The 26224-nt window shown below is 72.4% G+C and carries 28 protein-coding genes and 1 riboswitch; of the genes, 17 read left to right on the top strand and 11 right to left on the bottom strand.

Going from position 1 to position 26224, the window contains the following annotated elements; translation table 11 throughout:
- Nucleotides 1-115 precede the first annotated feature (115 nt).
- On the top strand, nucleotides 116-1219 hold the full coding sequence (locus AC4BGE_RS02625) for an ABC transporter permease (RefSeq protein ID WP_490574242.1): 1104 nt from the start codon (nucleotides 116-118) through the stop codon (nucleotides 1217-1219).
- A 29-nt stretch (nucleotides 1220-1248) separates the two neighbouring features.
- On the opposite strand, the gene AC4BGE_RS02620 is transcribed toward AC4BGE_RS02625, so the two are convergent.
- The gene (locus tag AC4BGE_RS02620) at nucleotides 1249-2346 is read right to left on the bottom strand and encodes a hypothetical protein (RefSeq protein ID WP_490569639.1); all 1098 of its coding nucleotides are present in this window, start codon (nucleotides 2344-2346) and stop codon (nucleotides 1249-1251) included.
- A gap of 228 nt (nucleotides 2347-2574) precedes the next feature.
- On the opposite strand from AC4BGE_RS02620, the gene AC4BGE_RS02615 reads away from it, so the two are divergent.
- From AC4BGE_RS02615 to katG, 3 genes are all read left to right on the top strand, one after another.
- The gene (locus AC4BGE_RS02615) at nucleotides 2575-3555 is read left to right on the top strand and encodes a YihY/virulence factor BrkB family protein (RefSeq protein ID WP_490574241.1); all 981 of its coding nucleotides are present in this window, start codon (nucleotides 2575-2577) and stop codon (nucleotides 3553-3555) included.
- Nucleotides 3556-3624: 69 nt separating this feature from the next.
- On the top strand, nucleotides 3625-4053 hold the full coding sequence (locus tag AC4BGE_RS02610; RefSeq protein ID WP_490569641.1) for a Fur family transcriptional regulator: 429 nt from the start codon (nucleotides 3625-3627) through the stop codon (nucleotides 4051-4053).
- A gap of 97 nt (nucleotides 4054-4150) precedes the next feature.
- Entirely contained in the window at nucleotides 4151-6433 is a 2283-nt protein-coding gene (gene katG, locus AC4BGE_RS02605; RefSeq protein WP_490569642.1) for a catalase/peroxidase HPI, read from the top strand.
- A 69-nt stretch (nucleotides 6434-6502) separates the two neighbouring features.
- Here katG and AC4BGE_RS02600 read toward each other — a convergent pair whose 3' ends face one another.
- Both AC4BGE_RS02600 and AC4BGE_RS02595 read right to left on the bottom strand, forming a co-directional pair.
- On the bottom strand, nucleotides 6503-7018 hold the full coding sequence (locus tag AC4BGE_RS02600; RefSeq protein WP_490569643.1) for a GNAT family N-acetyltransferase: 516 nt from the start codon (nucleotides 7016-7018) through the stop codon (nucleotides 6503-6505).
- Nucleotides 7019-7137: 119 nt separating this feature from the next.
- On the bottom strand, nucleotides 7138-8145 hold the full coding sequence (locus AC4BGE_RS02595; protein WP_490574240.1) for a hypothetical protein: 1008 nt from the start codon (nucleotides 8143-8145) through the stop codon (nucleotides 7138-7140).
- 138 nt (nucleotides 8146-8283) lie between these two features.
- Between AC4BGE_RS02595 and AC4BGE_RS02590 the strand changes: the two genes are divergently transcribed.
- From AC4BGE_RS02590 to AC4BGE_RS02570, 5 genes are all read left to right on the top strand, one after another.
- Complete coding sequence (locus AC4BGE_RS02590) at nucleotides 8284-9510, top strand: M15 family metallopeptidase (protein ID WP_490574239.1); 1227 nt, start codon at nucleotides 8284-8286, stop codon at nucleotides 9508-9510.
- Nucleotides 9507-9935 (top strand): HIT family protein, encoded by a 429-nt coding sequence (locus tag AC4BGE_RS02585; RefSeq protein WP_490569646.1) that lies wholly within the window; start codon nucleotides 9507-9509, stop codon nucleotides 9933-9935. Before AC4BGE_RS02590 ends, AC4BGE_RS02585 begins: the two co-directional genes overlap by 4 nt.
- Nucleotides 9936-10133: 198 nt before the next feature.
- Complete coding sequence (locus tag AC4BGE_RS02580) at nucleotides 10134-10904, top strand: SDR family NAD(P)-dependent oxidoreductase (RefSeq protein ID WP_490569647.1); 771 nt, start codon at nucleotides 10134-10136, stop codon at nucleotides 10902-10904.
- Nucleotides 10905-11067: 163 nt separating this feature from the next.
- Nucleotides 11068-11227, top strand: a riboswitch (cyclic di-AMP (ydaO/yuaA leader).
- Nucleotides 11228-11232: 5 nt separating this feature from the next.
- Nucleotides 11233-12033, top strand: a complete 801-nt coding sequence (locus AC4BGE_RS02575; RefSeq protein WP_490574238.1) for a C40 family peptidase — start codon at nucleotides 11233-11235, stop codon at nucleotides 12031-12033.
- Between the two features lie 103 nt (nucleotides 12034-12136).
- Nucleotides 12137-13156: a DUF3048 domain-containing protein gene (locus AC4BGE_RS02570; protein ID WP_490574237.1), complete on the top strand. Its 1020-nt coding sequence runs from the start codon at nucleotides 12137-12139 to the stop codon at nucleotides 13154-13156.
- Nucleotides 13157-13177: 21 nt separating this feature from the next.
- Here the strand turns inward: AC4BGE_RS02570 and AC4BGE_RS02565 are convergent, their stop codons facing one another.
- Nucleotides 13178-13855 (bottom strand): TetR/AcrR family transcriptional regulator, encoded by a 678-nt coding sequence (locus AC4BGE_RS02565; protein WP_490569650.1) that lies wholly within the window; start codon nucleotides 13853-13855, stop codon nucleotides 13178-13180.
- 253 nt (nucleotides 13856-14108) lie between these two features.
- Between AC4BGE_RS02565 and AC4BGE_RS02560 the strand changes: the two genes are divergently transcribed.
- Genes AC4BGE_RS02560 through AC4BGE_RS02545 form a run of 4 tightly spaced genes read left to right on the top strand, consistent with a single transcriptional unit; the run spans nucleotide 14109 to nucleotide 17475 of the window.
- On the top strand, nucleotides 14109-14711 hold the full coding sequence (locus AC4BGE_RS02560; RefSeq protein WP_490574236.1) for a YqgE/AlgH family protein: 603 nt from the start codon (nucleotides 14109-14111) through the stop codon (nucleotides 14709-14711).
- A 17-nt stretch (nucleotides 14712-14728) separates the two neighbouring features.
- Entirely contained in the window at nucleotides 14729-15019 is a 291-nt protein-coding gene (locus tag AC4BGE_RS02555) for a DUF3039 domain-containing protein (protein ID WP_490569652.1), read from the top strand.
- The gene (locus AC4BGE_RS02550; protein ID WP_490569653.1) at nucleotides 15016-16818 is read left to right on the top strand and encodes a DEAD/DEAH box helicase; all 1803 of its coding nucleotides are present in this window, start codon (nucleotides 15016-15018) and stop codon (nucleotides 16816-16818) included. Before AC4BGE_RS02555 ends, AC4BGE_RS02550 begins: the two co-directional genes overlap by 4 nt.
- 18 nt (nucleotides 16819-16836) lie before the next feature.
- Nucleotides 16837-17475 carry an IclR family transcriptional regulator gene (locus AC4BGE_RS02545; RefSeq protein ID WP_490569654.1) on the top strand — a complete coding sequence of 213 codons (639 nt, stop codon included), beginning with the start codon at nucleotides 16837-16839 and terminating at the stop codon, nucleotides 17473-17475.
- Here the strand turns inward: AC4BGE_RS02545 and AC4BGE_RS02540 are convergent.
- Nucleotides 17390-17929 (bottom strand): Lrp/AsnC family transcriptional regulator, encoded by a 540-nt coding sequence (locus AC4BGE_RS02540; RefSeq protein WP_490569655.1) that lies wholly within the window; start codon nucleotides 17927-17929, stop codon nucleotides 17390-17392. The two genes, AC4BGE_RS02545 and AC4BGE_RS02540, sit on opposite strands and share 86 nt — an antisense overlap.
- Before the next feature lie 82 nt (nucleotides 17930-18011).
- On the opposite strand from AC4BGE_RS02540, the gene hppD reads away from it, so the two are divergent.
- Nucleotides 18012-19256, top strand: a complete 1245-nt coding sequence (hppD, locus tag AC4BGE_RS02535) for a 4-hydroxyphenylpyruvate dioxygenase (RefSeq protein WP_490574235.1) — start codon at nucleotides 18012-18014, stop codon at nucleotides 19254-19256.
- Nucleotides 19257-19466: 210 nt separating this feature from the next.
- Here the strand turns inward: hppD and AC4BGE_RS02530 are convergent, their stop codons facing one another.
- Nucleotides 19467-20066, bottom strand: a complete 600-nt coding sequence (locus AC4BGE_RS02530) for a LysE/ArgO family amino acid transporter (RefSeq protein WP_490569657.1) — start codon at nucleotides 20064-20066, stop codon at nucleotides 19467-19469.
- Between the two features lie 72 nt (nucleotides 20067-20138).
- Between AC4BGE_RS02530 and AC4BGE_RS02525 the strand changes: the two genes are divergently transcribed.
- Entirely contained in the window at nucleotides 20139-21047 is a 909-nt protein-coding gene (locus tag AC4BGE_RS02525) for a LysR family transcriptional regulator ArgP (protein ID WP_490574234.1), read from the top strand.
- An 18-nt stretch (nucleotides 21048-21065) separates the two neighbouring features.
- On the opposite strand, the gene AC4BGE_RS02520 is transcribed toward AC4BGE_RS02525, so the two are convergent.
- The 3 genes from AC4BGE_RS02520 to AC4BGE_RS02510 are packed head-to-tail and all read right to left on the bottom strand — an operon-like array spanning nucleotide 21066 to nucleotide 23477.
- Nucleotides 21066-21860, bottom strand: a complete 795-nt coding sequence (locus AC4BGE_RS02520) for an amino acid ABC transporter ATP-binding protein (protein ID WP_490574233.1) — start codon at nucleotides 21858-21860, stop codon at nucleotides 21066-21068.
- Entirely contained in the window at nucleotides 21860-22651 is a 792-nt protein-coding gene (locus AC4BGE_RS02515; protein ID WP_490574232.1) for an amino acid ABC transporter permease, read from the bottom strand. The genes AC4BGE_RS02520 and AC4BGE_RS02515 overlap by 1 nt, the downstream gene beginning before the upstream one ends.
- A gap of 40 nt (nucleotides 22652-22691) precedes the next feature.
- Nucleotides 22692-23477 (bottom strand): transporter substrate-binding domain-containing protein, encoded by a 786-nt coding sequence (locus AC4BGE_RS02510; protein ID WP_490569661.1) that lies wholly within the window; start codon nucleotides 23475-23477, stop codon nucleotides 22692-22694.
- Nucleotides 23478-23559: 82 nt separating this feature from the next.
- On the opposite strand from AC4BGE_RS02510, the gene AC4BGE_RS02505 reads away from it, so the two are divergent.
- Both AC4BGE_RS02505 and AC4BGE_RS02500 read left to right on the top strand, forming a co-directional pair.
- Nucleotides 23560-24099 carry a DUF1697 domain-containing protein gene (locus tag AC4BGE_RS02505; RefSeq protein ID WP_490569662.1) on the top strand — a complete coding sequence of 180 codons (540 nt, stop codon included), beginning with the start codon at nucleotides 23560-23562 and terminating at the stop codon, nucleotides 24097-24099.
- Nucleotides 24096-24818: an RDD family protein gene (locus AC4BGE_RS02500; RefSeq protein WP_490574231.1), complete on the top strand. Its 723-nt coding sequence runs from the start codon at nucleotides 24096-24098 to the stop codon at nucleotides 24816-24818. Before AC4BGE_RS02505 ends, AC4BGE_RS02500 begins: the two co-directional genes overlap by 4 nt.
- Here the strand turns inward: AC4BGE_RS02500 and AC4BGE_RS02495 are convergent, their stop codons facing one another.
- Nucleotides 24819-25607 (bottom strand): enoyl-CoA hydratase-related protein, encoded by a 789-nt coding sequence (locus AC4BGE_RS02495; RefSeq protein ID WP_490574230.1) that lies wholly within the window; start codon nucleotides 25605-25607, stop codon nucleotides 24819-24821.
- Nucleotides 25600-26205 (bottom strand): isochorismatase family protein, encoded by a 606-nt coding sequence (locus tag AC4BGE_RS02490; protein ID WP_490569665.1) that lies wholly within the window; start codon nucleotides 26203-26205, stop codon nucleotides 25600-25602. Before AC4BGE_RS02490 ends, AC4BGE_RS02495 begins: the two co-directional genes overlap by 8 nt.
- Nucleotides 26206-26224 lie beyond the last annotated feature (19 nt).

Below are 26224 nucleotides of genomic sequence, written 5' to 3'. Positions count from 1 at the left end.
CCCGAACCGCCCTACAGTGAGCAGCGAGAGGGCTCGGGCCCACGGGCAGCTGCTGCGCCGTACGGCGTCCGCGCCACGTTCGCGTGGAACCGGCGCAATGCCCGGAGGAGAGGCCATGACAGCCGAACGGACCCCGCAGGAGACGCCCCGACGATCCGGGAGCCACGTGGGCGCGGGTGGCCCGCGTGGTGGGGACACGCCCGCCCTGGCGATCGACCCGAAGAGCTCCATGATCCGGGCGGTCGCCTGGGTCCTCGGTGTGCTCTTCCTCCAGTTCGCCTTCATCTACAGCTATGTCGGCGCCTTCCACGACCCGAAGCCGCACGAACTCAAGGTGCAGGTGGTCGCGCCGGAGGCGGCCCAGGCCCAGGGGCAGGAGCTCGTCGCCCAGCTCAACAAGCTCTCCGGCGACCCGCTCGACGCCACCCTCGCCGGCTCGGAGGACGAGGCCCGTGACGACGTCCGCAACGGGGACCAGGTGGCGGCGCTGGTGCTGCGCCCCGAGCAGAGCAGCGACCTGCTGCTCATCGCCTCGGGAGGCGGCGTCTCCGAGGAGGAGGCGGCCAGCGCGGTGCTCACCAAGGTCGTCGCCGAGCAGCAGCGGACGGTGGAGAAGGACGACCTCGTCCCGCTGGAGAAGGGCGACGCCCGCGGGCTCACCGGCTTCTACCTCGTCGTCGGCTGGGCGGTCGGCGCCTACCTGTTCCCGACCGTGGTGGCCCTCGCGCGCGGTGACCGACCCCAGTCGGTCCGCATCGCGGCGCTCCGGCTGGCCGCGCTGGTCCCCTATGCGCTGGCCTCGGGGTTCGGGGGCGCCACCATCGTCGGCCCGATGCTCGACGCCCAGAGCGGGCACTTCTGGCAGCTCGGCCTGCTCGGCTCCGCGGTCTCCTTCTCGATCGCCGCCCTGGCGATCGGGCTCGAGGCGCTGTTGGGGGTGATCGGGATCGGGGTGACGCTGCTGCTGATCGTGATCATCGGCAACCCCAGCGCGGGCGGGGCGTTCCAGGCCGGGGTGATGCCCACCTTCTGGCGGGTCGTCGGCGACTGGATCCCGACCGGGGCCGGTGTCGACGGGGTGCGCCAGATCGTCTACTTCGACTCTGACGACCTGGCCCGGCCGTTGCTGGTGCTGGCGGCCTACGCGCTGGCCGGCATCCTGCTCACGCTGCTCGTCTCCGGCCGGGGACGCCGCCCCGAGCTGTTGATGAGCGCCTGAGCCCCCGGCCGATCCCGCGGGCCCCGGCGCTACTTCTTGCGGGTGCGGATCTTCGACGCCTTGACCAACTTGCCCCGGATCTTGAGGGTGGCGACCTGCTGGGTGCCCGTGAAGGGGTTGGCCACCCGCAGGGTGGCCTTGCCCTTCTTCACCTTCGAGGACCTCAGACCGGTGCTGTTGTCGGTCGAGACCCACCTCGAGACCTTCTTGGCGAGCACCTTGCGGGCCTTCTTCGCACCCTTCTTCTTCGCCTTCTTGGCCACCTGGGCCCGGATCTTCTTCACGGTCCGCTTGAAGCCGGCGTTGGCGACGGTGGTGGCGGTGACCTGGTCGTAGGTCTCTCCCGGGACGTAGCCGGCAGGGTCGACCGCGACGGCGTTGTTGGGGCCGTAGGTGTAGGTGTAGACCCTCTTGGCGGCGGGCTGACCGACGGGGACCGTCTCGGAGATCGCGACCCTGTCGAGGGTGCCGCGGCGCGCGCTGGGGTCGTCGACCCCCGGGGAGGTGACGGTGAGGTCGTACTCAGTGACCGTCACCAGCTGCTGGCCCTCGACGGTGTCGACGTCGGTGATGACGAACGCGTACTTCTCGGGCGTGGTCTCGGTGCGCGCGGTGATGGCCACGGTCCCTGAGATGTCAGGGTCGGCCGTGATCTCCGCTGCCTGCTTCTCGTAGAGCCGGATCGGGTGCGCGGACTCCACCAGCTCGCCGGCGACCCCCGGCGCAGGACGAGCGACCCCCGCGAACCCGGGCAGGACCCAGGCGCGGACGCCCTGCGCGACCGCCTCGCCCGCGGGACTCCCGGCGGTGTACGCCACCCCGCCCTGGTGGATGGTGCCGCCCTCGGCGACGAGGCTGCGGTCGCCGGAGAAGGCGAGCACCGGTCCCGGGGTCGCGACCCCCGCCGCGTCGATCGAGGTGGGGGTGGCGGAGGCCCCGGTGGCCGCGACGGGGACGAAGTAGGACGTGAAGGCGGGGAAGTTCGTCTCCAGGCCCCGCTTGCTCAGCTGGAAGACCTGGGGCGGGTCTGCGGCCACGCCGACGGGTGCGGCCTGCGCCGGGACAGCGGTGGCGGCGAGGCCCGCGGCGACCGCGAGGCTGGTCAGGGTGGCGGTCAGCTTCTTCAACTTCGTGCTCCGAGTCGGCTCGAGTGGCGACGGCGGGCTCCCCGGCCCCCGCCCGCCCGTGTCTACCACAGCGGCACGACGCGCAGCCGGTCGCAGAGATCGGTCCGCGGACTGGAGCACCGGAAGGCGGGGCGAGGACGGGGGAGGCCCCGACCCCGGCGGCGATCCAGGGGGCCGTTCTGCCCGCGGCGACCGGGGATCCAGCCTGGAGCCCGGTAGCCTCCGAGCGTGGACGCGGTCTCAGCGATGGACGGATTCCAACGGCGGCACGGCGTCGTCGGCTTCCCGCTCGCCGTCGTCTACAAGTACTTCGACGACCAGGGCCCCTACCTCGCGTCCGCGCTGACCTACTACGCCTTCGTCGCGATCTTCCCGCTGATGCTGCTGGGCTCCTCGATCCTGGGCCTGGTGCTCCAGGGGCACCCCCAGTGGCAGGAGGCGATCCTCGACTCCGCACTGGCCCAGTTCCCGATCATCGGCGACGAGCTCGGCCGTCCGGAGGGGCTGCAGGGCTCCGTCTCGGGTGTCGCCGTCGGCGGGCTCGCCGCCCTCTACGGCTGCCAGGGCCTGGGGCAGGCGCTGCAGAACACCCAGCACGTCGCCTGGTCGGTGCCGCGCAACAGCCGCCCCAACCCGGTCTACGCCCGGGTCAAGACGCTGGTGCTGCTGGTCACCGCCGGGCTCTCGCTGGCCACCGTGTCGGTCCTCTCCACGGTCGTCAGCACCACCGACCTCTTCGGCGACGCGGTGGCGGGGGGCATCAAGCCGTTCCTCCCGGTCGTCTCCGTGGCGGTGGTCGGCACCTTCCTGACCCTGCTCTTCCGTTTCGCGGCGACCGGCCACCACTCCTTCAGGCGCTCCGCCCCAGGCGGGTTCTCGCTGGCCGTCATGTGGCAGGGGCTCCAGTTCCTGGGAGCCAGGTACGTCGAGCACGTGCTGGTCGACGCGAGCTCGATGACGAAGACCTTCGGGCTCGTCCTCGGGCTGATGGGCTTCTTGTGGCTCGGCGCGGTGATGGCCGTGCTGGCGATGGAGATCAACGTCGTGCTGGCCCGCCGGCTCTGGCCGCGGGCGCTGCTGACCCCCTTCACCGACAACGTCGAGCTCACCGAGGCCGACCGTCGGGCGTATGCCGGCTACGCCCGGATGCAGCGCCACAAGGGGTTCGAGAAGGTCGCCGTGTCCTGGGAGGAGAAGCCCTCCGAGTGATCCGGCCGGATTCGCCGGCCAGGCCGCGCAATCTTGACTCGTTCCAGAAAACGTTGCATGCTGACGACCATGACCACGGACTTCTCCTCCGTGCTGCGCGGCGCGTCCCTACGCGTCACCCGACCGCGGGTGGCGGCCCTGGCCGCCGTCCACGCGGAGCCCCACCTCGACACCGACGCCGTGATCGAGCGGGTCCGCTCCGACCTCGGAGCGGTCTCGCACCAGGCGGTCTACGACGTGCTTCGCGCCCTCACCGAGGCCGGGCTCGTCCGCAAGATCCAGCCCGCCGGGGCCACGGCACGCTACGAGGCCCGAATCGGCGACAACCACCACCACGTGGTCTGTCGCTCGTGCGGCGCCATCGCCGACGTCGACTGCGCCGTCGGCCACGCGCCGTGCCTCACCGCCTCCGACGACCATGGCTTCACGGTCGACGAGGCGGAGGTCGTCTACTGGGGCACCTGCCCCGACTGCGCGACCGTCTCCACCCCGCAATGACCGCACCGACCCGTACCGACCCGCACCACCCGCACGAACTCGCCACGAGAGCCCGGGGCGTCACCAGCCCCGGGCACATCCAGCCGGAAGGAAACACATGACCGACGACCAGGACAAGAGCACGCCGCAGAGCCCCCAGGGGGTCGACCGCAAGGCCGAGGGTGGCTGCCCGGTCATGCACGACTCCGCGGCCGCGCACGGCAGCGAGAGCGAGAACCCGGGGATCCACTCGCCCGAGCCCAAGACGGGCGGGCGCCCCCGCACCAACAAGGACTGGTGGCCCAACCAGCTCGACCTCTCGGTCCTGCACACCAACTCCGAGAACATCAACCCGCTGGACCCGGACTTCAGCTACGAGAAGAAGTTCGCGGAGCTCGACCTCGAGGCGCTCAAGCGCGACATCGTCGAGGTCATGCACACCTCCCAGGACTGGTGGCCCGCCGACTTCGGTCACTACGGCGGCCTCTTCATCCGGATGAGCTGGCACTCGGCCGGCACCTACCGGGTGCACGACGGCCGCGGCGGTGGCGGCGACGGCGGTCAGCGCTTCGCCCCCCTCAACAGCTGGCCCGACAACGTCAACCTCGACAAGGCCCGCCGCCTGCTGTGGCCGGTGAAGAAGAAGTACGGCCAGAAGATCTCGTGGGCCGACCTCATCGTCCTGGCCGGCAACGTGGCCCTGGAGGACATGGGCTTCGAGACCTTCGGCTTCGGCTTCGGCCGTCAGGACATCTGGGAGCCCGAGGAGATCTTCTGGGGTCCCGAGGACGCCTGGCTGGGCGACGAGCGCTACGCGGATGACCGCGAGCTCGACGACGCCCTCGCGGCGGTCCAGATGGGCCTGATCTACGTCAACCCCGAGGGCCCCAACGGCAACCCCGACCCGATCGCCTCGGCCAAGGACATCCGCGTCACGTTCGCCCGGATGGGGATGAACGACGAGGAGACCGTCGCCCTGATCGCCGGTGGCCACACCTTCGGCAAGACCCACGGCGCCGGTGACGCCGAGCTGGTCGGCCCGGAGCCCGAGGCCGCACCGCTCGAGGAGCAGGGCCTGGGCTGGAAGAGCGCCTACGGCTCCGGCAAGGGCGGCGACACCATCACCTCGGGCCTGGAGGTCACCTGGACCTACCACCCGACCCGGTGGGACAACGAGTTCTTCCACATCCTCTACGCCTACGACTGGGAGCTCTTCGAGTCGCCGGCCGGTGCCAAGCAGTGGCGGCCCAAGAACGGCGCCGGCAACGACCTGGTGCCCGGCGCCCACGAGGGTGACCCCCGCCGTGAGCCCCGGATGCTCACCTCCGACCTCGCGCTGCGCTTCGACCCCGAGTACGACAAGATCTCGCGCCGCTTCAAGGAGGACCCGGAGGCGTTCCGTCTCGCCTTCGCCAAGGCCTGGTACAAGCTGCTCCACCGCGACATGGGTCCGGTCTCCCGCTACCTGGGCCCGTGGGTCCCGGAGCCGCAGATCTGGCAGGACCCGGTGCCGGCCGTCGAGGGCGAGCTGATCGGCGACGCCGACGTGGCGACGCTCAAGGCCAAGGTCCTCGACTCCGGTCTCTCGGTCTCCGAGCTGATCTCCACCGCCTGGGCCTCGGCGTCGACCTACCGGCGTACCGACCACCGGGGCGGCGCCAACGGCGCCCGCATCCGGCTGGAGCCGCAGCGCAGCTGGGAGGTCAACCAGCCCGAGCGGATCGCCCCGGTGCTCGAGCGCCTGGAGGGCATCCAGCGCGAGTTCAACGAGGCCGGCGGCGCCCAGGTCTCGCTGGCCGACCTGATCGTGCTCGCCGGCACGGCAGCGGTGGAGAAGGCGGCGAAGGACGCCGGTGTCGAGGTGACGGTGCCGTTCCACCCGGGACGCACCGACGCCACGCAGGAGCAGACCGACGTCGACTCCTTCAAGTGGCTCGAGCCCCGGGCCGACGGCTTCCGCAACTACGTCCGCCCGGGCGTCAAGCTGCAGCCGGAGACCCTGCTGGTCGACAAGGCCTACAACCTGAGCCTGAGCGCTCCGGAGATGACCGTGCTCGTCGGCGGCCTCCGCGCCCTGGGCAACAACTACGGCGGCACGGCGCACGGCGTGCTCACCGAGCAGCCGGGCGTCCTGACCAACGACTTCTTCGTCAACCTCCTCGCTCCGGGCACGGAGTGGAAGGCGTCGGAGAACGAGGAGGGCGTCTTCGAGATCCGCGACGCCGCCACCGGCGAGGTCAAGTGGACCGCCACCGCGGTCGACCTGATCTTCGGCTCCAACTCGCAGCTGCGGGCGATGGCCGAGGTCTACGCCAGCGACGACGCGCGGGAGAAGTTCGTCCAGGACTTCGCCGCCGCGTGGACCAAGGTGATGGACGCGGACCGCTTCGACCTTCGCTGAGGCGTCTGAACGACGAGCCCGGCCCCCGCCGTCGCGGGGGCCGGGCTCGCTGTCATCTCGGGGGCCGGCTCACGTCGCGGCCGGCAGCACCATCGTGTCCATCTGGAGGGGTGAGCCCTCGCGCAGCGGCGTGAGATCACCGGTGACCTGGAAGCCCTGGGACTCGTAGACCGCCCGGGCCGCCCGGTTGCCCTGCGTGACGTGGAGACGGACCTCCAGGGAGCGCTGGTGGCACCACGCCACCAGCTCGCCGACGATCCGGCGGCTCAGGCCCCGGCCGCGGCCCTGCGGGGCCGTCCAGATGCCCCACAGCCACGCCGTCCGCGACTGCGGATAGGCCAGTGCGCCGCCCATGGCCACCGGGCGCCCCCGATCGAGGATGAGCAGCGTCGGGCCCGCGCCGGCCGCGAGGTCGCGCCAGACCGACTCCGGGAACTGCTCCGACTCCTCCAGGCTCGCCTGGAACGAGTCCGGGGAGTCGGCCAGCGCCTGCAGCCGGATCTCGCGCAGCAGGGGCCAGTCGTCCGCGGTGAGCAGCCGCGAGGTCAGGGTCGCGGGGTCGGCAGGCAGCACGTCGAGGAGCATCGGGCCATCGTTCGTGCCGCACCGCCGGTGTGCAAGGGCCACGAGGTGCGACGAGCGACACACCCGGGCCGAGGTGGCAGGCGGGTCAGACGGGGTCGTCGCGGCCGGGGAGCCGGGCCTCAGCCGTCGCGGGCGACCCGGTAGGCGCAGCGCGTCGCGACGGCCTTCTCCAGGTCGTCGGTGATGCCGGTGAAGAACTGGCGGCGGTAGGTCTCGTCGGTGACGGCGTACACGGCGAAGTAGAGCCCGGAGAAGGCGGCCAGGAACACCGAGACCCGGATCAGCTCCCACGACAGCGACGCGACGGCTGCCGTCGGGGCGACGCCGACCCAGCTGGTCACCACCTCGTCGGGGATCGCCACCAGGCCGAAGCCGAGGAAGAAGACGAAGACCGCGACGCTGAGCAGCAGCACCTGGACCGCCTGGGAGGCGAGCAGCACCAGGACCAGGTTGGCCCGCTCGAGCCGGCTCGGGGGCGGCACCGCGACCACCCCCTCGCGCTCGGCCCACCGGGCGAACGGCGTCCCCGCGCAGGCCTGGCGGATCGACCCCCGGTCGAGGTGCGCGGTGAGCTGGTCGACCTCCTCGGGCAGCTTGAAGAGCAGGAAGCCCACCGCGGCAGCCGCGAAGCCCAGGACCGCGGCCCACATCACGCCGCCGGAGAGGCGGGCCGCGACCTGCCAGACCTCGGCGTTGATGAAGAGGAAGGTGATGAAGAGCATCAGCATCGGCAGTGCCCGGGCGACGAGCGGCACCATCAGCCCGAGCGAGGAGAAGGTCTTGCCGGCCGCCCAGCGCAGCCACAGCCAGACCCGGAGCGTGGCCAGGGAGTAGCCCGCGACCACCACGCCGGCCGTGGTCAGCGCGGCCGCCCCGGCGACGTACCTGTCCGACGCGGCGACCGCGACGGCGAAGACCGCCGCCGACAGCACCAGTGCCAGCGTCGCCACCGTCACCAACCTCGGGCGGCGCAGGCCGCGCTCGACGCGGGCTCGGACGTCGTCGACGAAGTAGGGGAGCCCGTGGCGCAGGAACCAGTGCTCGCAGTCGGCCAGCGGCGGCGCGGCCGGGGCGTGGTCGGGCGCCGGCGCGGTGCCGGGTCCGACGGTGGGGGCTTCCTGGTCCATGAGGCCTCTCGCTCGCTCGGGCGGCAGTCCCGTGCCGCCGGGTGGAGGGCATGGTGTCACGTCGTGGGTCGCTTCCGGCGTGGTCGCGGCGGGGTGTCCGTGCCGACCCGTCGGGCGGCGCGTGCGAGAGTCGGGGGCGTGCGTCGGCTGCTGGTGCTTCTTCTCGGGATCGTCCTCTGCGTGACCCTGTCGCCGCCGGCGCTGGGGACGCCCTCGGCGCCGCTGCCCGGTCTCGGCGTGGTCGTCGAGCGGATCGCCGACGGGGTCTGGGTGCCGGCCGCCACGGCCCCCCACCAGCTGGCCCTGGCCACGCGGGAGGGGCGCCTGCGGCTCACCGGCCCCGGACGCGTCGTCGACGAGCGCAGCCTCACCCTGACCGCCTCGTGGACGACCCGCGCCGGCGAGCCGGTGGCCGGGCCCGTGGAGCTGCAGCGCAAGCTCGTGCGGCGCCCGGGGGAGAGGGTGAGGGCCGGCCAGAGGTCGCCTCGCCCGTGGCGTACCCAGGAGCTGTCGTCCACCGGGGTCGACGGCACGGTCGAAGTGACGCTGACCCCGCGCGCCACCTTCCGCTACCGGCTCGTCGCCGCCGACCTGCCCTGGGTGACGGGTGGCCGCAGCCGGGAGCACACGGTGCGCAACGTCCCGCCCGGGGTGAAGGTGCGGCTGCCGTCGGGCGCCCCCCGCCCGCGGATCACCCTGCCGCCGCAGCAGCGGGCCGTGGGCACCGGGGCCGACGCCGTGGTCCTGGAGATCCCCGACGCCGTGTGGGGCCAGATGCGCGGTCGCTCGTGGCGCCCCGGCTGCCCCGTGGGCCGCAGCGACCTGCGGCTGGTGCAGGTCAACTACTACGACTTCGACGGCTACCGGCGGCGCGGCGAGCTGGTGGTCGCCGCCGCCGTGACCGGGAACGTGGTCGGTGCCTTCACCGAGCTCCACGACCGGCGGCTCCCGATCCGCTCCCTGTACCGCGTCGACCGGTTCGGCTGGTCGGCGCGGCTGCGCGGCGCCGACGACTACGCCTCGATGGCGGCCGGCAACAGCTCGGCGTTCAACTGCCGTCAGGTGGTGGGCAACCCGGCGGTCCGCTCGCCGCACGCCTGGGGCCGCTCGGTGGACATCAACCCCTGGGAGAACCCGTACCGCAGCCGGCACGGTCTGGTGCCCAGCCCCTGGTGGCAGTCGCGGAGCCACCCCCGATACGCGTGGCGCGGCCCGGACCACGCCGTGGTCGCCCTGATGCGTCGCCACGGGTTCCGGTGGACCTACGGGCGCAACGACAACCACCACTTCGACGTCGTCGCGGGCGCGCCGCGACGGCTCGCCTGGCTGCTGCGTGGCGAGGCCTGCGACGGGGTGTGCGAGTGAGCCCGCGCGATCCCTCCGCCGGCTGCCTCTTCTGCGCCATCGCCGCAGGTCAGGAGGGCGCCGAGGTGGTGCTGGAGACCGACGACTTCGTCGGTTTCCTCGACGTGCGGCCCGTCTTCAAGGGGCACACCCTGCTGGTGCCCCGCTCCCACGTGGTGACCCTGCCCGACCTCCCGGCGGACCTGCGCGACGGCTTCCTGGCCCAGGCCCAGCGGCTGGCCACCGCCGTGGTCGAGGGGCTCGGCGCCCAGGGGTCGTTCGTGGCGCTCAACAACGTGGTCAGCCAGTCGGTGGCGCACCTGCACCTGCACGTCGTGCCCCGCACCAAGGGCGACGGGCTCCGCGGCTTCTTCTGGCCCCGCACGACGTACGCCGACGAGGTCGAGCGCGGCGAGTACGGCGCCCGGCTCCGCGCGGTGCTCTGACCCACCCGCACCCCGCTCGCCCGTCGTACCTGCTCGAGCCGGAAGGACGCGCCCCGGACCGGGTCGGGCGACGGCGAGGCGACGGCGAGGCGACGGCGAGGACTGGGCGGCCCGCCCGGCGCGACGGGCGTCGGCTGCGCCTAGAGTGTCGCCCCGGAGCGGGGACCGGCCTCGCACACCCAGAGGAGGACACCTGTCATGGGTCGATTCGACGGTCGCGTCGCAGTCATCACCGGAGCCGCCCGAGGCATCGGGTTCGGCACCGCCCAGCGCTTCGCCGCCGAGGGTGCGAGCGTCGCCATCATCGACCTCGACGAGTCCGCCGCGGCCGAGGCGGCCGGCCGGCTGGAGACCGTCGGGCAGGCGACGGCGACCGGGATCGGCTGCGACGTCAGCGACGCCGCCTCCGTCGACGCCGCGGTCGAGCGGGTGGTCACCGAGCTCGGCGGGATCCACATCCTCGTCAACAACGCGGGCATCACCCGCGACAACCTGCTCTTCAAGATGACCGAGCAGGACTGGGACCTGGTCATGAACGTGCACCTCAAGGGCGCGTTCCTGATGACCAAGGCCGCTCAGAAGCACTTCGTGGAGCAGAAGTACGGCAAGATCCTGAACCTCTCCAGCGTCTCCGCCTACGGCAACCGCGGCCAGGCGAACTACTCCGCCGCCAAGATGGGGGTCCAGGGCTTCACCCGGACCCTGGGCATCGAGCTGGGCCCCTTCGGCATCAACGCCAACGCCATCGCGCCCGGCTTCATCGCCACCGAGATGACCGATGCCACCGCCGCCCGGCTGGGCCTGGGCGTGGAGGAGTTCCGCGAGCTCAACGCGAAGAACAACCCGGTCCGCCGGGTCGGCTTCCCGGAGGACATCGCGGCCGCGGCGGCGTTCCTGTGCAGCGACGAGGCGTCCTACATCACCGGTCAGACGCTCGTCGTCGACGGAGGCGCCAAGCTCGTCAGCTGAGTCACACACCGACTTCCCACGGGGAGATCTGCCTCACGCGCTGAGCGTGGGCGGGTCTCCCCGTCTTGTGTTGACCAGTGGTCATGTGCCTAACCTGCGGGGGTCGAGAGCACTCGACGAACAAGTCAACAGCCACCACCGGGTACGCCGAGTCCTGCCCGTCCGGTCGGAGGCACCGCACCACATGAAACACGGGCAGGAGTGGGGGACCCACAGGTTCTTCGCCGCATCACGCGGCTCGGGGTGAAGTCACCGTCCAGGTGGCAGAGCACTTTCCAGCTCCAACCCGACAGCTCACCTCACAGGCGTGGGAAAGGAACACATCTCCATGCCTGCGACTTCTCGCATCGCTGGTGTGCGCCCCGGCGCGCGCCGCACCATCGTCACCACCCTCACCCTGGGCCTGCTCGGCGGTCTCGGAATCGCCGCTCCCGCAGCCACTCCGGCCCACGCGGCCCCGGCCGGCACCACCACGGCCACCACCGCCGGCACCACCACGGCCACCACCGCCGGCACCGTGATGCCGGTCGCCGACGTCCCGGTCGCCGACGTCCCGGTCGTCGACCCCGCCGCCCAGCAGGCTGCCGACGAGGCCGCCGAGCGGAAGGCCAAGAAGGCCGAGAAGAAGGCCAAGCAGAAGGCCAAGCGCAAGGCCCGGCAGAAGGCCCGGCGCAAGGCCCGGCGCGAGGCCCGGCGCGAGGCCCGGCAGCGGGCCCGCAAGGCCGCGATCCGGGCCCGCAAGGCCCGCAGCTCCACGGTCGGCCGGATCGGCACGGCCAAGGCGATCGCGATGGCGCAGCGCGGGGACGCCTACGCCTACGGCGCCACCGGCCCCAACGCCTTCGACTGCTCCGGACTCGTGCAGTACGCCTACCACCGGGCCGGCCTGACCGGGATGCCCCGGACGTCGTCGGCGCAGGCCGCGCACACCCGGCGGATCTCCAAGGAGGCCATGCGCCCCGGCGACCTGATGTTCTTCGCCAACGGCGGTGGCGTCTACCACGTCGGCATCTTCGCCGGCCGCGCCGCCGACGGCGCCCCGCTGATGGTGCACGCCTCGCGTCCCGGCCGTCCGGTCGCGGTCGCCCGCCCGTGGACCTCGAGCTGGTTCGCCGGCACCGTGCGCTGACCCAGCGCCACCCTGTGTGCGGGTGCCCTTCCCTCCGCGCGCCTCCTGCGCCGAGGGAAGATGCACCCGCACACTTGTCTTTCCTGATCTGATCGGAGTACCCGTGCGCCGTCCCGTCGCTCTCACCGCCGCCGTCCTGACCTCCGCCCTGCTCCTCGCGGGGTGCAGCGGCGGCGACGACGGAACCTCCCAGAGCGCCTCGCAGGACCCGGGGCCGAGCGAGACGGCCGAGGCGCCCGCCGCGCCGCAGACCTGGCCGCTCACCGGCCTGGAGCTGCCCGCGGGGAAGTCGGCCGACCTGAGCCACCCGGTGATGGTGACCAAGATCGACAACACCGCGAGCGCGGCGCCCCAGCTGGGCCTGGGGGCGGCCGACATGGTGGTCGAGGAGCTGGTCGAGGGCGGCACCACCCGGCTCGCGGCCTTCTTCTACAGCCGGCTGCCCGAGGTGGTCGGCCCGGTCCGCTCGATGCGGGCCAGCGACATCGGCATCGTCACGCCGGTGGACGCCGACGTCATCACCAGCGGCGCGGCCCAGATCACCAAGGACCGGATCCACGGCGCGGGGATCACCTACTTCGAGGAGGGGGCCCGGGGCTTCTTCCGCGAGTCGAGCCGCTACGCCCCCTACAACCTGATGGCCCGGCCGCGCGAGGTCGCGGAGACCGCGAAGCAGAAGGCGACCCGGCCGGCCGACTACTTCACCTTCGGCGACGCCGCCGACCTGCCGAAGGGACAGAAGGTCTCCACGCTCTCGGCCGGCTTCGGCCGGCACACCACCAGCTGGCAGTTCGCCGAGGGCAAGTACCGCAACGTCAACAGCTTCATGGGCCAGGGCGACGAGTTCCTCGCCGACACCGTGCTGGTGCTGCGGGTCCGGGTCGGCGACGCCGGCTACCGCGACCCCGCCGGCAGCTTCGTGCCCGAGACCATCTTCGAGGGCTCCGGCCCGGCGCAGCTCTTCCACGGTGGTCGGGCGGTCAAGGCCACCTGGTCGAAGAGCGGCCTGCGCGGGCAGCTGCGGCTCGAGACCAGGAACGGCGAGGAGCTGGCCGTGCCCGCCGGGCGCACCTGGGTCGAGCTGGTCCCCCAGGACACCGGCTCGGTGACCGTCGCGAAGTAGCCGCCCGACAGGCGGCCGCGCTCAGCGGGCCTCGGGGGGGAGTGCCCGCGCGGTGACCTCCTCCAGGCTGGCGCCGGAGTCGACCAGCTGGCGGATCCCGGCCAGCATCAGCCCGATCACCTGCTCGACGCGAGCGCACTCGGCGTCGGGGTCTCGGCTGGCGGCCACCGCCGTACCGGCGGTGTTGAGGGCCCCGTAGAAGACCCGGCTGAAGGTGAGGACCACCTCGTGGTCGACCTCCCAGCCGCCGGAGACGAGGATGCCTGCCAGGACGCGGTGGACCAGCGCGAAGGTGGGCCGGGACTCCTCGGCGCGGAACGGCGCGTGCCCCAGCACCGCGGGACCGTCCTGGGCCACGATCCGGCGGTAGCCGGGCTCGCGGACCACCTCCAGGAACGCGCTCAGACCGCTCGTCGCCTGCCGCCACGGGTCGTCGTGCGCCGAGAGGGTCTCCTCGATCGCCCCGGCGGAGCGGTGGTCGATCTGCTCGAAGACGGCCTCGAAGACCCCCTGCTTGCTGCTGAAGTGGTGGTAGAGCGCACCCTTTGTGACGTGCGCCCCGGCCACGATCGAGTCGAGCGAGGTGGCGGCGTACCCCTGCTCGGTGAACAGCCGCTCGGCTGCCTCGAGGAGGTCGCGACGGGTCGAGGACGAATAGTCCTGCCGTGTCCCGCCGCGGGGCGCCTTGAGCTCGGTCATCCGGGCAGTCTAGAGGCGCTGGGTCGCGTGGCGGCGGGTGTGCGCAGAGTCACCCGTGGCGCGTTTGCATACCGTCGGTATGGTCACGTAACGTTCTAGACGTGCTCAGGACTTAGGTCCCTCCCCATGAGCCAGACAGCCCCGACCTGCTGCGCGACGCGGTTCCCTCCCTCCCAGGAAGACCGCACTCCCTCCCTCCCTGTGCGCCGGGTCGGGGCTGTCTTACATCTCCCGCCTGCCCGATGATGGATCCATGGACTCGGGAACCGGACGGGACGCGGAGCAGGGCACGACGCTACGAGCGGGCTGCCTGCTGGTGGCGACCCCCGGGATGACCGACCCCAACTTCGCCGACACCGTGGTGCTGCTCCTCGACGTCGACGACTCCGGGGCGCTCGGCGTGGTGCTCAACCGGCCCTCGCCGGTGCTGGTCGCCGAGGTGCTCGAGCCGTGGGGCGACGTGGTCGGCGAGCCGGAGGTGCTCTTCCGCGGTGGCCCGGTGGGCGTGGAGGGGGCGCTGGCGGTGGCGCTGATCACGGCGGGCCAGGAGGAGCCGGTGGGCTTCCGCCCGATCTGGAGCTCCGAGGCCGGGGTGGTCGGGATGGTCGACCTCGACGCCCCCGTCGAGCTCGTGGCGGGCAGCCTGGCCGGGCTGCGGGTCTTCGCCGGGTATGCCGGCTGGGGAGCCGAGCAGCTCGAGGGTGAGGTCGAGCGCGGCGACTGGTACGTGGTGCCGAGCGTGGCCGGCGACGTCTTCCGGCGCGACCCCTCCGGGTTGTGGCGCGAGGTCCTGCGCCGTCAGCCAGGAGAGGCGGCGTGGCACTCCACGCGCCCTGCCGATCCTGGGCTGAACTGACCTAGACTGGCTGCACCATGACCCAGATCGGATTCTCGCCCGGAGCCTCGACGATCGAGGACACCCGCACCGTCCCCACCGATGACGGGGACCACGAGCGGTTCTCGCACTACGTGCCCAAGGACAAGCTCACCGAGGCGATGGTGATGGGCACCCCGGTGATCGCCCTGTGCGGCAAGGTCTGGGTGCCCAGCCGCGCCCCCGAGAAGTACCCGGTCTGCCCGGAGTGCAAGGAGATCTGGGAGTCCCTCAAGCCCGGTGGCGGAAAGCCGGGCGGAGACTCCGGTGCCGGGGGCAACGACGCGTGAGCGACCGGGCAGACCTGGCCCCCGTCACTCCCGCGCTCTCCCCGGCCTGGCCCGAGCGCGCCGCGTGGGGAACCGCGCCCTCGCTGCGCGCGTGGCAGTCGGCGGCGATGGCGAAGTACTTCGACGAGCAGCCGCGCGACTTCCTGGCCGTGGCGACCCCGGGGGCCGGCAAGACGACCTTCGCGCTCACGGTCGCCGCTGAGCTCCTGGGGCGCCGGATCGTCGAGCGGGTGACCATCGTGGCGCCCACCGAGCACCTCAAGGTGCAGTGGGCCGAGGCCGCCGAGCGCGCCGGGATCCCGATCGACCCGACGTACGCCGCGGGCAAGGGGAAGACGTCGAAGGACTACCTCGGCATCGCGGTCACCTACGCCGGCGTCGCGGTCAACCCGCTGGCGATGCGGATCCGCACCGAGCGGACCAAGACCCTGGTGATCCTCGACGAGGTGCACCACGCCGGTGACGCCCTGGCGTGGGGCGAGGGGGTGCGCGAGGCGTTCGAGCCGGCGACCCGACGGCTCGCGCTCACCGGTACGCCGTTCCGCTCCGACGTCAACCCGATCCCGTTCGTCACCTACGCGCCGGGTCCCGACGGGATCCCGCGCTCGGTGGCCGACTACACCTACGGCTACGCCCAGGCGCTGGCCGACCACGTGGTGCGTCCGGTGCTCTTCATGGCCTACTCCGGCGAGATGCAGTGGCGCACCCGGATGGGCGACGAGATCACCGCGCGGCTCGGCGAGCCGCTGACCAAGGACATGCACGCCCAGGCGCTGCGCACCGCGCTGGACCCGACGGGCTCGTGGATGCCGTCGGTGCTGGCCGCTGCCGACAAGCGCCTCTCGGAGGTACGCCGCCACATGCCCGACGCCGGCGGCCTGGTGATCGCCTCGGACCAGGACTCGGCGCGCGCCTACGCAAAGATCCTGCGCGGCATCACGGGGGAGGGGCCCACGGTGGTGCTCTCGGACGAGAAGGCCTCGTCGAAGAAGATCGCCAAGTTCACCGAGTCCGAGGACCGGTGGATGGTCGCGGTCCGGATGGTCTCGGAGGGGGTCGACGTGCCGCGGCTCGCGGTCGGCGTCTGGGCCACCCGCACCTCCACGCCTCTCTTCTTCGCCCAGGCGGTGGGCCGTTTCGTGCGGGCCCGCAGGCGGGGCGAGACGGCCTCGGTCTTCCTGCCGTCGGTCCCCAACCTGCTGGGCTTCGCCTCCGAGATGGAGGTCGAGCGCGACCACGTGCTGGGGCGCAAGGTCACCGACGAGGGCGACATCTTCGCCGCCGAGGACGCCCTGCTCGCCCAGGCCCAGCAGGGCGAGGGTGCCTCCGACGAGCTGGAGGGCTCCTTCGAGGCGATGGCCTCCACCGCCTCCTTCGACCGGGTGCTCTACGACGGCGGCGAGTTCGGCCACTCCGGCGAGGTGCACGTGGGCTCCGAGGAGGAGATGGACTTCCTCGGCATCCCCGGGCTGCTGGAGCCCGACCAGGTGCGCGAGCTCCTGCACTCGCGGCAGAGCGAGCGGGCGGCGCGGCAGAAGGCGGCCGCGCCGGGCCGCGGTCCGGCCGCGGCCGACGACCCGGTCGCCGCCCTCTCGACCCACGAGCAGCTGGGCGTGCTGCGCCGCGAGCTCAACGGCCTGGTCGCCGCGTGGTTCCACCGCACGGGCCAGCCGCACGGCGTCACCCACGCGGCGCTGCGCAAGCAGTGCGGCGGTCCGGCGGCCGCCGTGGCGACCGCCGAGCAGCTGCACGCGCGCATCGACGCCCTCCGCGACTGGGCGGTCCGCAAGAGCTCCTGAGCCCCTACACTGCCAAGCATGGCGGCCGAGACCTCGCAGACCCTCGACAGGGGGATCCGGGTGCTCGTCACGCTGGCGGGGGAGCCCGACGGGCTCACCGTCACCGAGCTCGGCACCCGGCTCGGGGTCAACCGCACGGTCGTCTACCGGCTCGTCTCCACCCTCGAGCAGCACGGCCTGGTCCGGCGGGGCCCCCAGGGGCGGCTCCAGGTGGGCCTGGGGGTGCTCCACCTCGCCTCGGCGGTCCAGCCGGTGGTGCGCGACCTCGCCGTCCCGGTGCTGCGCCAGCTGGCCGAGACCGTGGGGTGCACCGCCCACCTCACCGTGGCCGACGGCGACGAGGCGCTGGCGCTGGCCGTGGTCGAGCCGTCCTGGACCGACTTCCACGTCGCCTACCGCGTCGGCGCCCGGCACCCGCTCAGCCAGGGTGCCGCGGGCAAGGCCATCCTGATGGCGCGCACGTCGTCCCAGGCCGGCTACGTGGCGACCCAGGGTGAGCTCCAGTCCGGCGCGCACGGCCTATCCGCGCCGGTGCGCGGCGTCCAGGGCCTCGATGCCTCGGTGGGCATCGTCACCCTGGGGCAGCCGGTCGACGAGTCGGTCGTGGCTCCGCGGGTGGTGGCCGCCGCCGACGAGGTGGCTCGGCGCCTGCGCTGACGGCGTCGTGGGCCAGGGGGAGCACCCGGTGGGCCACCTGCTCGGCCAGCGCGATGACGGTCGAGCTGCGCACGATGGCGGGGTCGTCGAGCACCAGGTCGATCACCCGTTGCAGGTCGGCGTTGGAGCGGGCGACGACCCGGGCCCACATGTCTCCGGCGCCGGTGATGGTGTGCACCTCGAGCACCTCCGGGACCGCGGCCAGGTGGCGGGCGACCGCGTCGTGCCCGGATCCCTGCCGGATCTCCAGGGTCAGGAACGCCGTCACCGGGTAGCCCAGCGCCTCGGGGGAGAGCTGCGGCGCCCAGTCGACGATCACCCCCGAGGCGGCCAGCCGGTCGAGCCGGGCCTGGACGGTGCCCCGGGCGACCCCGAGCCGCCGGGAGGCCTCCAGGACGCCGATCCGCGGCTCGTGGCAGAAGAGGTCGAGCAGCGTGACGTCCAAGTGGTCCATGCAGCGGCTCCCGGGTGTACAGGTTGTCCGGTGTGTCGGGCCACGATTGCACATGCTGTCCGGCATGGACACTCTGTGACCCATGACACAGATCTCCGCCGACGTGCCCGCTGCCGGCCGCCCCTCCACCGGCGCCGCCCTGACCGCCGAGGAGCTGCGCGCCGACCTGACCCTGGAGCAGCTGCGCGAGCTCGTCGGGCTGGTGGAGTACGACGCCTCCAGCGACCCGTTCCCGGTCACCGCGATGGATGCGATCGTCTTCGTGGTCGGCAACGCCACCCAGGCGGCCGGCTTCTACCAGCTGGCCTTCGGCATGGAGCTCGAGGCCTACCAGGGACCCGAGACCGGGCACCGGGACGGCAAGTCCTACGTGCTGCGGTCGGGCTCGGCCCGCTTCGTGCTGACCGGCGGGGTGACGCCCGACAGCCCCTTGCTCGACCACCACCGCCGGCACGGCGACGGCGTGGTCGACCTCGCGCTCGAGGTCCCCGACGTCGACAAGTGCATCGCGCACGCCCGGGCGGCGGGGGCGAGGATCCTGGTGGAGCCGCACGACGTCTCCGACGAGCACGGCACGGTGCGGACGGCGGCCGTCGCGACGTACGGCGAGACCCGCCATACCCTGGTCGACCGGAGCCGCTACCGGGGGCCCTACCTGCCGGGCTACGTGGCCAGGTCGTCGACCGTCGTACGCCGGGAGGGGCACCCGCGCCGGCTCTTCCAGGCCGTCGACCACTGCGTCGGCAACGTCGAGCTCGGCCGGATGGACGAGTGGGTGGCGTTCTACAACAAGGTGCTGGGCTTCACCAACATGGCCGAGTTCATCGGCGACGACATCGCCACCGACTACTCCGCGCTGATGTCGAAGGTGGTGGCGAGCGGCAACCACCGGGTGAAGTTCCCGCTCAACGAGCCGGCGGTCGCGAAGAAGAAGTCGCAGATCGACGAGTACCTGGAGTTCTACGACGGCGCGGGCTGCCAGCACATCGCGCTGGCGACCGGGGACATCCTGCGCACCGTCGACCTGCTGCGCGACAACGGCGTCGAGTTCCTGACCACGCCCGACTCCTACTACGACGACCCCGAGCTCCGGGCCCGCATCGGCGAGGTGCGGGTGCCGATCGAGGAGCTGAAGCGACGCGGCATCCTGGTCGACCGCGACGAGGACGGCTACCTGCTGCAGATCTTCACCAAGCCGGTCGGCGACCGCCCGACGGTCTTCTACGAGTTCATCGAGCGCCACGGGTCGCTCGGCTTCGGCAAGGGCAACTTCAAGGCGCTCTTCGAGGCGATCGAGCGCGAGCAGGACGCCCGCGGCAACCTCTGAGGCCCGCCCCACCGGCCTGACCCCCCTGCCGGCCCCGGCGGCTCGCCCCCGGACGTCATCACCAGCGGTGGCGGGCGCCACCGCTGGTGATGACGTCTGCGGGCGGCTCGGGAAGACGTCATCGCGGACGGTCGCGTCAGCGACCGCTGGTGATGACGTACGCCGGTGCGAGGCGGGTGCGAGGCCGGCGTGAGGCGGGGGTGCGGTGGGTCAGTGCAGGATGAGTCCCACGCCGAGCGCCCCCATCACCACGGCGATCGCGGAGTCCAGGACCCGCCAGGCCGAGGGGCGGGCGAAGAGGCCGCGGAGCAGGCGGGCGCCGTAGCCGAGCGCGAAGAACCAGGTGGTGCTCGCGAGCACGGTGCCGAGCAGGAACCACCAGCGGTCGGCGCCGAAGCTGTTTGCCACGGTGCCGAGCATCAGCACGGCGTCGAGGTAGAAGTGCGGGTTGAGCCAGGTCAGTGCCAGCGTGGTGAGCACCGCCCGCTGCCAGGTCATCGTGGAGCCGGTCTCGGAGTCCAGGCCCTTGGGCCGCCAGGCGCGCATCGCGGCGTGCAGGCCGAAGCCGATCAGGTAGACGCCGCCGAGCACCTGGGCGAGCGGCAGCACGCCCGGCCACCGCTCGAGCACGACGCCCAGCCCGGCGACGCCGGCGGTCATCGCGACGACGTCGGAGACCAGGCAGGTGACCACGATCGGGAGCACGTGTTCGCCCCGGATCCCCTGGCGGAGGACGAAGGCGTTCTGGGCGCCGATGGCGACGATGAGGGCGAGGCCGGTGACGAGACCGGCGAGGACGACGTTCCACACAGCAGAGAACGCTAGGGACTCGCCGTCATTAAGACCAGCAAACTATTCTGGGGAATCATTAGAATCTCTGGTGTGAAAGAACTCACCCAGCTGGATCCCGTCGCACTTCGCACTCTGGCAGTCGCGGTGCGGCTCGGCACCTTCGAGGCGGCGGCTCGCGAGCTGCACGTCACCCCGTCGGCGGTCAGTCAACGGATCAAGGCGCTCGAGGCGCGCGTGGGCCGGGTGCTGCTGCACCGGGTCAAGCCGCTCGAGACCACCGAGGCCGGCCAGGTGCTGGTCCGGCTGGCCGCGCAGACCGAGCTGCTCGAGCGGGAGGCGGTCGCCGAGCTGACCGAGGTCGACGACGACGAGGACGCGCCGTACGCCGCGGTGCCGCTCGCGGTCAACGCCGACGCGCTGCACACGTGGCTGATCGACGCACTGGTCCAGGTGCAGTCCCGGCACCGGGTCACCTTCGAGCTGGTCCGCGAGGACCAGACCCGCACCGCCGAGCGGCTGCGGCGCGGCGACGTGATGGCCGCGGTCACCTCCGACCCCCGGCCCGTACCGGGGTGCCGGGTGGTCCAGCTCGGCAGGATGCGCTACCTCGCCGCGGCCACCCCGGCCTGGGTGCGCGACCACCTGCCCGACGGCACGACCACGGCGGCGCTGGAGCGGGCGCCGATGATCGCCTTCGACCGCACCGACACCCTGCAGCACGACTTCCTCCGCCGGCTCACCCGGCGGCGGCTGACACCACCGGTGACCTACGTCCCCTCGGTCAACGAGTTCGAGTCCGCGGTCCGCCGGGGGATGGGGTGGGGGATGGTCCTGGAGAGCCACGCGGCCCGCGACCTGGCCGGCGGGCGGCTGGTCGAGCTGGCCCCGGGCCGGCACGTGGACGTGCCGCTCTTCTGGCAGCACTGGCGGCTGGAGTCGCCGGTGATCACCGACCTCACCGCCGCGGTCACCCGGACCGCCCTGGACTGGTTCGGCTGAGCGCCCTGGCCAGGGTGGTCAGAGGACCTTGGAGAGGAAAGCCCGGGTGCGCTCGTGGTGCGGGTCGGCCAGCACCGCTGCCGGGTCGCCCTCCTCCACGATGACGCCGTCGTCCATGAAGACCAGGTTGTCGCCCACCTCGCGGGCGAACCCCATCTCGTGGGTGACCACCATCATGGTCATGCCCTCGGCAGCGAGGTCCTTCATGACCTGCAGGACGTCGCCGACCAGCTCGGGGTCGAGCGCGGAGGTCGGCTCGTCGAAGAGCATCATGTCCGGCTGCATGGAGAGCGCCCGGGCGATCGCCACCCGCTGCTGCTGCCCGCCCGAGAGGTGTGCCGGGTAGGCCTTCTCCCGGTCGGCCAGCCCGACCTTGGCGAGGTTGGCGCGGGCGATCTCGACCGCCTCCGCCTTCTTTCGGCCCGCGACCTTCTCCTGGGCGATCGTCAGGTTGCGCAGCACCGTCATGTGCGGGAACAGGTTGAACGACTGGAAGACCATCCCGATCCGCGAGCGGAGCTTGTCGACGTCGGCGTCGGGGTCGGTGATCTCCTCGCCCTCGACGAAGATCCGGCCGCTGGTCGGGGTCTCCAGCATGTTGACGCAGCGCAGCAGGGTCGACTTGCCCGACCCTGACGGCCCGATCACGCAGACCACCTCACCGTGGGCCACGTGGAAGTCGATGCCCTTGAGGACCTCGTTGCTCCCGAAGGACTTGTGCAGGTCCTGGACGTCGATCGCGGCCGCGCCGCGGTCGGCGGCCCGGCCGGCAGCGCCCTCGTGGCTGGTGGGGGTGGTCTCGTGGGTGGTCATCAGCGGGCCCTCTCCGCACGGCTCTCGAGGCGGCGTACGACGATCGACAGCGGCACCGTGATCAGCAGGTAGCAGAAGCCGATCACGATGATGGGGGTCAGGTTCGCGGCGGTGTTCATCCCCTCGCGACCGAACTTGGTCAGCTCGTAGCTCGTCAGCGACAGCCCCAGGATGTAGATGAGCGAGGAGTCCTTGGTGAGCAGGATCAGCTCGTTGGTGAGGGGCGGCAGGATGATCCGGAACGCCTGCGGCACCACCACGCTGACCATCGCCCGGGAGTGCGACATCCCCAGCGAGCGGGCCGCCTCCATCTGTCCCTTCGGGACGGCCTGGATCCCCGCCCGGATGGTCTCGGCCATGTAGGCGCCACCGACCAGGCCCAGGGCCGTGGTGACCGTCCCGAGGTTGCCGAAGGGGATGGCGTAGCCCGGGAAGGCCAGCGGGATGCCATAGCCCAGGGCGATGAAGACGACCAGGGCCGGGAGTCCGCGGAAGAGCTCGATCACGCCGGTGGCGAGCCACCGGTAGGGCCCCACGCTGGAGAGCCGCATGAGGGCGAGCACCAGCCCGAGGGCCAGGCCGAAGGCGAAGCCGCAGGCGGTGTAGATGATCGTGTTCTTGAGCGCGATCGTCAGCACCCGCGGGAACTGGTCCTTGACCACCTCCCAGCTGAAGAACGCCCGCTGGAGCTGCGTCCAGTCGGTCACCAGCGCGACGATCACGACGGCGACGACGAGGACGGCGTACTGGACCGCGCGCCATCTGGCAGCGCGCTGACGGGGACTCGCCATGGTCATCCTCCTTGGCGGCGGTTCGGGAGGGGAGTGCTCGTCACCCGGCGGAGGTGCCGAACCACTTCTCGTGCGCTGTGTCGTAGTCGTCGCTGGCGATGGCGTCGTTGATGACCTCGAGCAGCTCGTCGTTGCCGTCCTTCTTCACCGAGAAGCCGTAGACGTCCCCGGTCTCGAACTCGGCGCCGACCTCGACGTCGGGGTTCTGGCTGGCGAAGTAGTTGAGCAGGCCGTTGTCGTTGACCCCGGCGTCGGCGCGGCCGGTCTTGACCGCCTGCTGCATCAGCGCGGAGTCCTCGAAGGAGATGATCTCCGCGTCCTCCGGGGCGTTGTCCCGGGCGAAGTCGGCGCCGGTGGTGGCGTCCTGCACCGCGATCTTCTTGCCGGCGAGGTCGTCGAGCGACTCGTAGCCCGCCCCGGTCTTCATCATCAGGGCCTGCTTGGCCTCGAAGTAGGAGTCGGAGAAGTCCATCACGGCCTCGCGCTCGTCGGTGATCGACATGGCGCCGGCCGCCACGTCGCACTGACCGGTGTTGAGGGCCTCGCCCGAGACGATGGCCTCCCAGCCGATGTCGACGACGTCGGTGTCCAGGCCCTCGGCCTCGGCGGCGATCTTGAGCACGTCGACGTCGAAGCCGACGACCTCGCCGCCCTCGGTGAACTCGAACGGCTCGTAGGGCAGGTGGGTGCAGATCGTGAGGACGCCGTCCTTCACGAGCTCGACACCCGACTCGGTGGTGGTGGTCTCGGTGTCGGTGGCACAGCTGCTCAGGACGAGGGCGGCGGCCACGAGACCGGCGCTGGAGGCGAGGGCGCGAAGGGTCATCCCGTCACGCTATCGCCTCGAACGTGTCCCACGTCTCCTCGGCTCGCGCCCGGTGTGGCGCCGGTTCGGCCAGAATGCCTGGGTGAGCACGTACGTCGCGTTCCTCCGCGCCATCAACCTCGGGCCGCTGCGGAAGTTCCCCAAGGCCGAGCTGCAGGCTGCCGTGGAGGCGACCGGGGCCACCGGGGTGCGGACCCACCTCAACACCGGGAACGTGCTGCTCACCTCCCCGCGCCGCTCGGCCGCCGCGGTCTCCCGCGACCTGGAGGCGGCGTTCGCCGCGGACCGGGGCTTCGAGGTCCCGACCATCGTCCTGCGGCCCGCCGAGCTGGTCGCGGTGGCCGCCCGGGCGGACGAGCTGTGGGAGGAGCTGGGCGAGCCCGCCTCCCACTACATCACGTTGCTGAAGGAGCCCCCGACGCCCGAGGCCGTGGCCGCCCTGCAGGAAAGATCGGTGGACGGCGAGCTGCTGGTGGTCGGCGACCGGGCCGCGCACCTGTTGCTGCAGAAGGGGTTCCACGAGTCCCGCCTGGCCGGCAGCAAGGCGATGGAGCGGCTCGGCGTCGGAACCGCCCGTAACGTGACCGTCGTCCGGACCCTGGCGCAGAGGTGGTGCCGATGACCCCCGGCGAGACCCCGGAGGGTTGGTACGCCGACCCGCAGGTGCCGCACCCGGCAGCCGAGCGGTGGTGGAACGGCGTGCAGTGGACGGCCCACACCCGGCTCTCGATGCCCGACGACGTGCACGACCGCTTCACGCCGCCCGCGCCCGGGGGACCCGCGGTCCACAGCCCGGTGATGCCGGCGGTGCCGGAGCCGCCGCCCCCGGCCCCGCCGGTCCCGCAGCGTCCCCGGACGGAGGCGGTGACCCCGTACGGCGTGGCGCTGGCCGCGTTCGGGCCGAGGATCGCGGCGTTCTTCCTCGACATGGTCCTGGTCGCCCTGGTCGCCCTGCCGCTGGAGGGGCTCACCTCCGCCGCGCTCCACCGCGGCGACGGGGATCCCAGCGCCGTGCTGGAGTGGGCCACCGGCCTCATGCCGTTGCTGGTCTTCTGGGTCTACCACCTCACCCTCCTGTCCCGGCAGGGCGCGACCGTGGGCCAGCAGGCGATGGGCATCGGCGTCCGGCCGTGGCTCGAGCACACGCGGCTCACCCGGGCCCAGCTCGTGCTGCGCACCGCGTGCGGCTCGGTGATCTTCGCGGGTGCGGCGCTGCCCGGTCTCGACACGATGGGCGGCTTCGCCTGGCTGTGCATCGCCGGCTACGGCGTGCTGGAGGGCAACAACCGACGCGGCCTCCACGAGACGTGGTCCGAGACCTGCGTGGTCCGGACCCGCTGATCAGCGCCCGCGGAAGTGCGGGCGGCGCCGCTCGATGAAGGCCAGCACGCCCTCCGCGGCGTCCGCGGTGCGCAGCAGCAGCGACTGGTTGCGCCGTTCGGTCTCCAGGGCCGGCTCCAGCAGGTCGAGGGTGGCGGCGTTGACCGCCCTCTTCGTGGCGGTGTGGGCGAGCGGGGGTCCGGCCGCCAGCCGCCGGACCAGCTCCTCCACCTGTGCCTCGAACCCGTCGCTCCCCTCGCCCGCGGCCAGGTGGGAGACCAGCCCGGCCTCGTAGGCCTCGTGGCCCGAGAGCGCGTCGCCCAGCAGCGCCATCCGCATCGCGCGGGCGCGGCCCACGGCCGCGGCCACGGAGGCGGTGGCGCCGCCGTCCGGCATCAGGCCGACCCGGGCGAAGGCGAGCAGGAACGACGCGCGGGGGCTGGCCACCACCAGGTCGCAGGCGAGCGCGAGGGAGCAGCCGAACCCGGCGGCCACCCCGTCGACGGCCGCCACCACCGGCTGGTCGGCGCGCACGACCGCGCGGACCAGGCGGTTGGCCCGGTCCATCGCGCTGACGTCGAGGCCCTCCTGAGCGGGCCGGCCGGCCTGGTCCGACAGGTCGGCCCCCGAGCTGAACGCGCCGCCGCGGCCGCCGAGCAGGACCACGCGCACGTCGTCGCGTGCGGGCAGGCCCTCGAGCAGGCCGGTCAGCTCCTCGACCATCCCGGCGGTCAGCGCGTTGCGCACCTCCGGACGGTCCATCACCACCCGCAGCACCCCCGCGTGGCAGGAGACCTCGAGGTCAGGCAAGGCGGACCCCGGCGGCCTCGAGCGCCGTCAGCGCCGCCTGCGTGGTGTCGGGGGCCACCCCGGCGCAGAGGTCGACGAGCACCCGGGTGGCGAAGCCCTCGGCGACCGCGTCCAGGGCGGTGGCCCGCACGCAGTGGTCGGTGGCGATCCCGCAGACGTCGACCTCCTCGACGCCGCGCTCGCGCAGCCACTGCGCCAGCGCGACCCCCTGCGCGGTCGCCCCCTCGAAGCCCGAGTAGGCCGCGGCGTGCTCGCCCTTGAGGAAGACCGCGTCGAAGGGCTGCGGGTCGAGGTTGGGGTGGAAGGCCTCGCCGTCGGTGCCCACCTCGCAGTGCACGGGCCAGGAGTCCACGAAGTCGGGCTCGGCCGACCAGTGCGCGCCCGGATCGATGTGGTGGTCCTTGGTGGCCACCGCGTGGGAGTAGTCCTCCGCCTGCTCCCTCTCGCCGGGCTGCCCCGGCTGCCCGGCGCGCCCCGTCTGCCACCGAGCGAGCAGCGCGGCGATCTCGGTGGCCACCCGGGCACCGCCGGCCACCGGCAGCGAGCCGCCCTCGCAGAAGTCGTTCTGCACGTCCACGACGATGAGTGCGCGAGTCATGGACCGAGGCTAGCCCGCC

This window comes from Nocardioides sp. Z50_6 (genome assembly GCF_058215755.1).
This window is presented reverse-complemented; position numbering and strand designations above follow the sequence as displayed.

Coding starts and splice junctions, on each gene's coding strand:
- AC4BGE_RS02560 (WP_490574236.1), top strand. CDS start 14,109: ATGGACTCGGGAACCGGACGGGACGCGGAGCAGGGCACGACGCTACGA.
- AC4BGE_RS02500 (WP_490574231.1), top strand. CDS start 24,096: ATGACCCCCGGCGAGACCCCGGAGGGTTGGTACGCCGACCCGCAGGTG.
- AC4BGE_RS02490 (WP_490569665.1), bottom strand. CDS start 26,205: ATGACTCGCGCACTCATCGTCGTGGACGTGCAGAACGACTTCTGCGAG.
- AC4BGE_RS02565 (WP_490569650.1), bottom strand. CDS start 13,855: ATGACCGAGCTCAAGGCGCCCCGCGGCGGGACACGGCAGGACTATTCG.
- AC4BGE_RS02555 (WP_490569652.1), top strand. CDS start 14,729: ATGACCCAGATCGGATTCTCGCCCGGAGCCTCGACGATCGAGGACACC.
- AC4BGE_RS02580 (WP_490569647.1), top strand. CDS start 10,134: ATGGGTCGATTCGACGGTCGCGTCGCAGTCATCACCGGAGCCGCCCGA.
- AC4BGE_RS02610 (WP_490569641.1), top strand. CDS start 3,625: ATGACCACGGACTTCTCCTCCGTGCTGCGCGGCGCGTCCCTACGCGTC.
- AC4BGE_RS02510 (WP_490569661.1), bottom strand. CDS start 23,477: ATGACCCTTCGCGCCCTCGCCTCCAGCGCCGGTCTCGTGGCCGCCGCC.
- AC4BGE_RS02545 (WP_490569654.1), top strand. CDS start 16,837: ATGGCGGCCGAGACCTCGCAGACCCTCGACAGGGGGATCCGGGTGCTC.
- katG (WP_490569642.1), top strand. CDS start 4,151: ATGACCGACGACCAGGACAAGAGCACGCCGCAGAGCCCCCAGGGGGTC.
- AC4BGE_RS02600 (WP_490569643.1), bottom strand. CDS start 7,018: ATGCTCCTCGACGTGCTGCCTGCCGACCCCGCGACCCTGACCTCGCGG.
- hppD (WP_490574235.1), top strand. CDS start 18,012: ATGACACAGATCTCCGCCGACGTGCCCGCTGCCGGCCGCCCCTCCACC.
- AC4BGE_RS02520 (WP_490574233.1), bottom strand. CDS start 21,860: ATGACCACCCACGAGACCACCCCCACCAGCCACGAGGGCGCTGCCGGC.
- AC4BGE_RS02540 (WP_490569655.1), bottom strand. CDS start 17,929: ATGGACCACTTGGACGTCACGCTGCTCGACCTCTTCTGCCACGAGCCG.
- AC4BGE_RS02595 (WP_490574240.1), bottom strand. CDS start 8,145: ATGGACCAGGAAGCCCCCACCGTCGGACCCGGCACCGCGCCGGCGCCC.
- AC4BGE_RS02575 (WP_490574238.1), top strand. CDS start 11,233: ATGCCTGCGACTTCTCGCATCGCTGGTGTGCGCCCCGGCGCGCGCCGC.
- AC4BGE_RS02625 (WP_490574242.1), top strand. CDS start 116: ATGACAGCCGAACGGACCCCGCAGGAGACGCCCCGACGATCCGGGAGC.
- AC4BGE_RS02515 (WP_490574232.1), bottom strand. CDS start 22,651: ATGGCGAGTCCCCGTCAGCGCGCTGCCAGATGGCGCGCGGTCCAGTAC.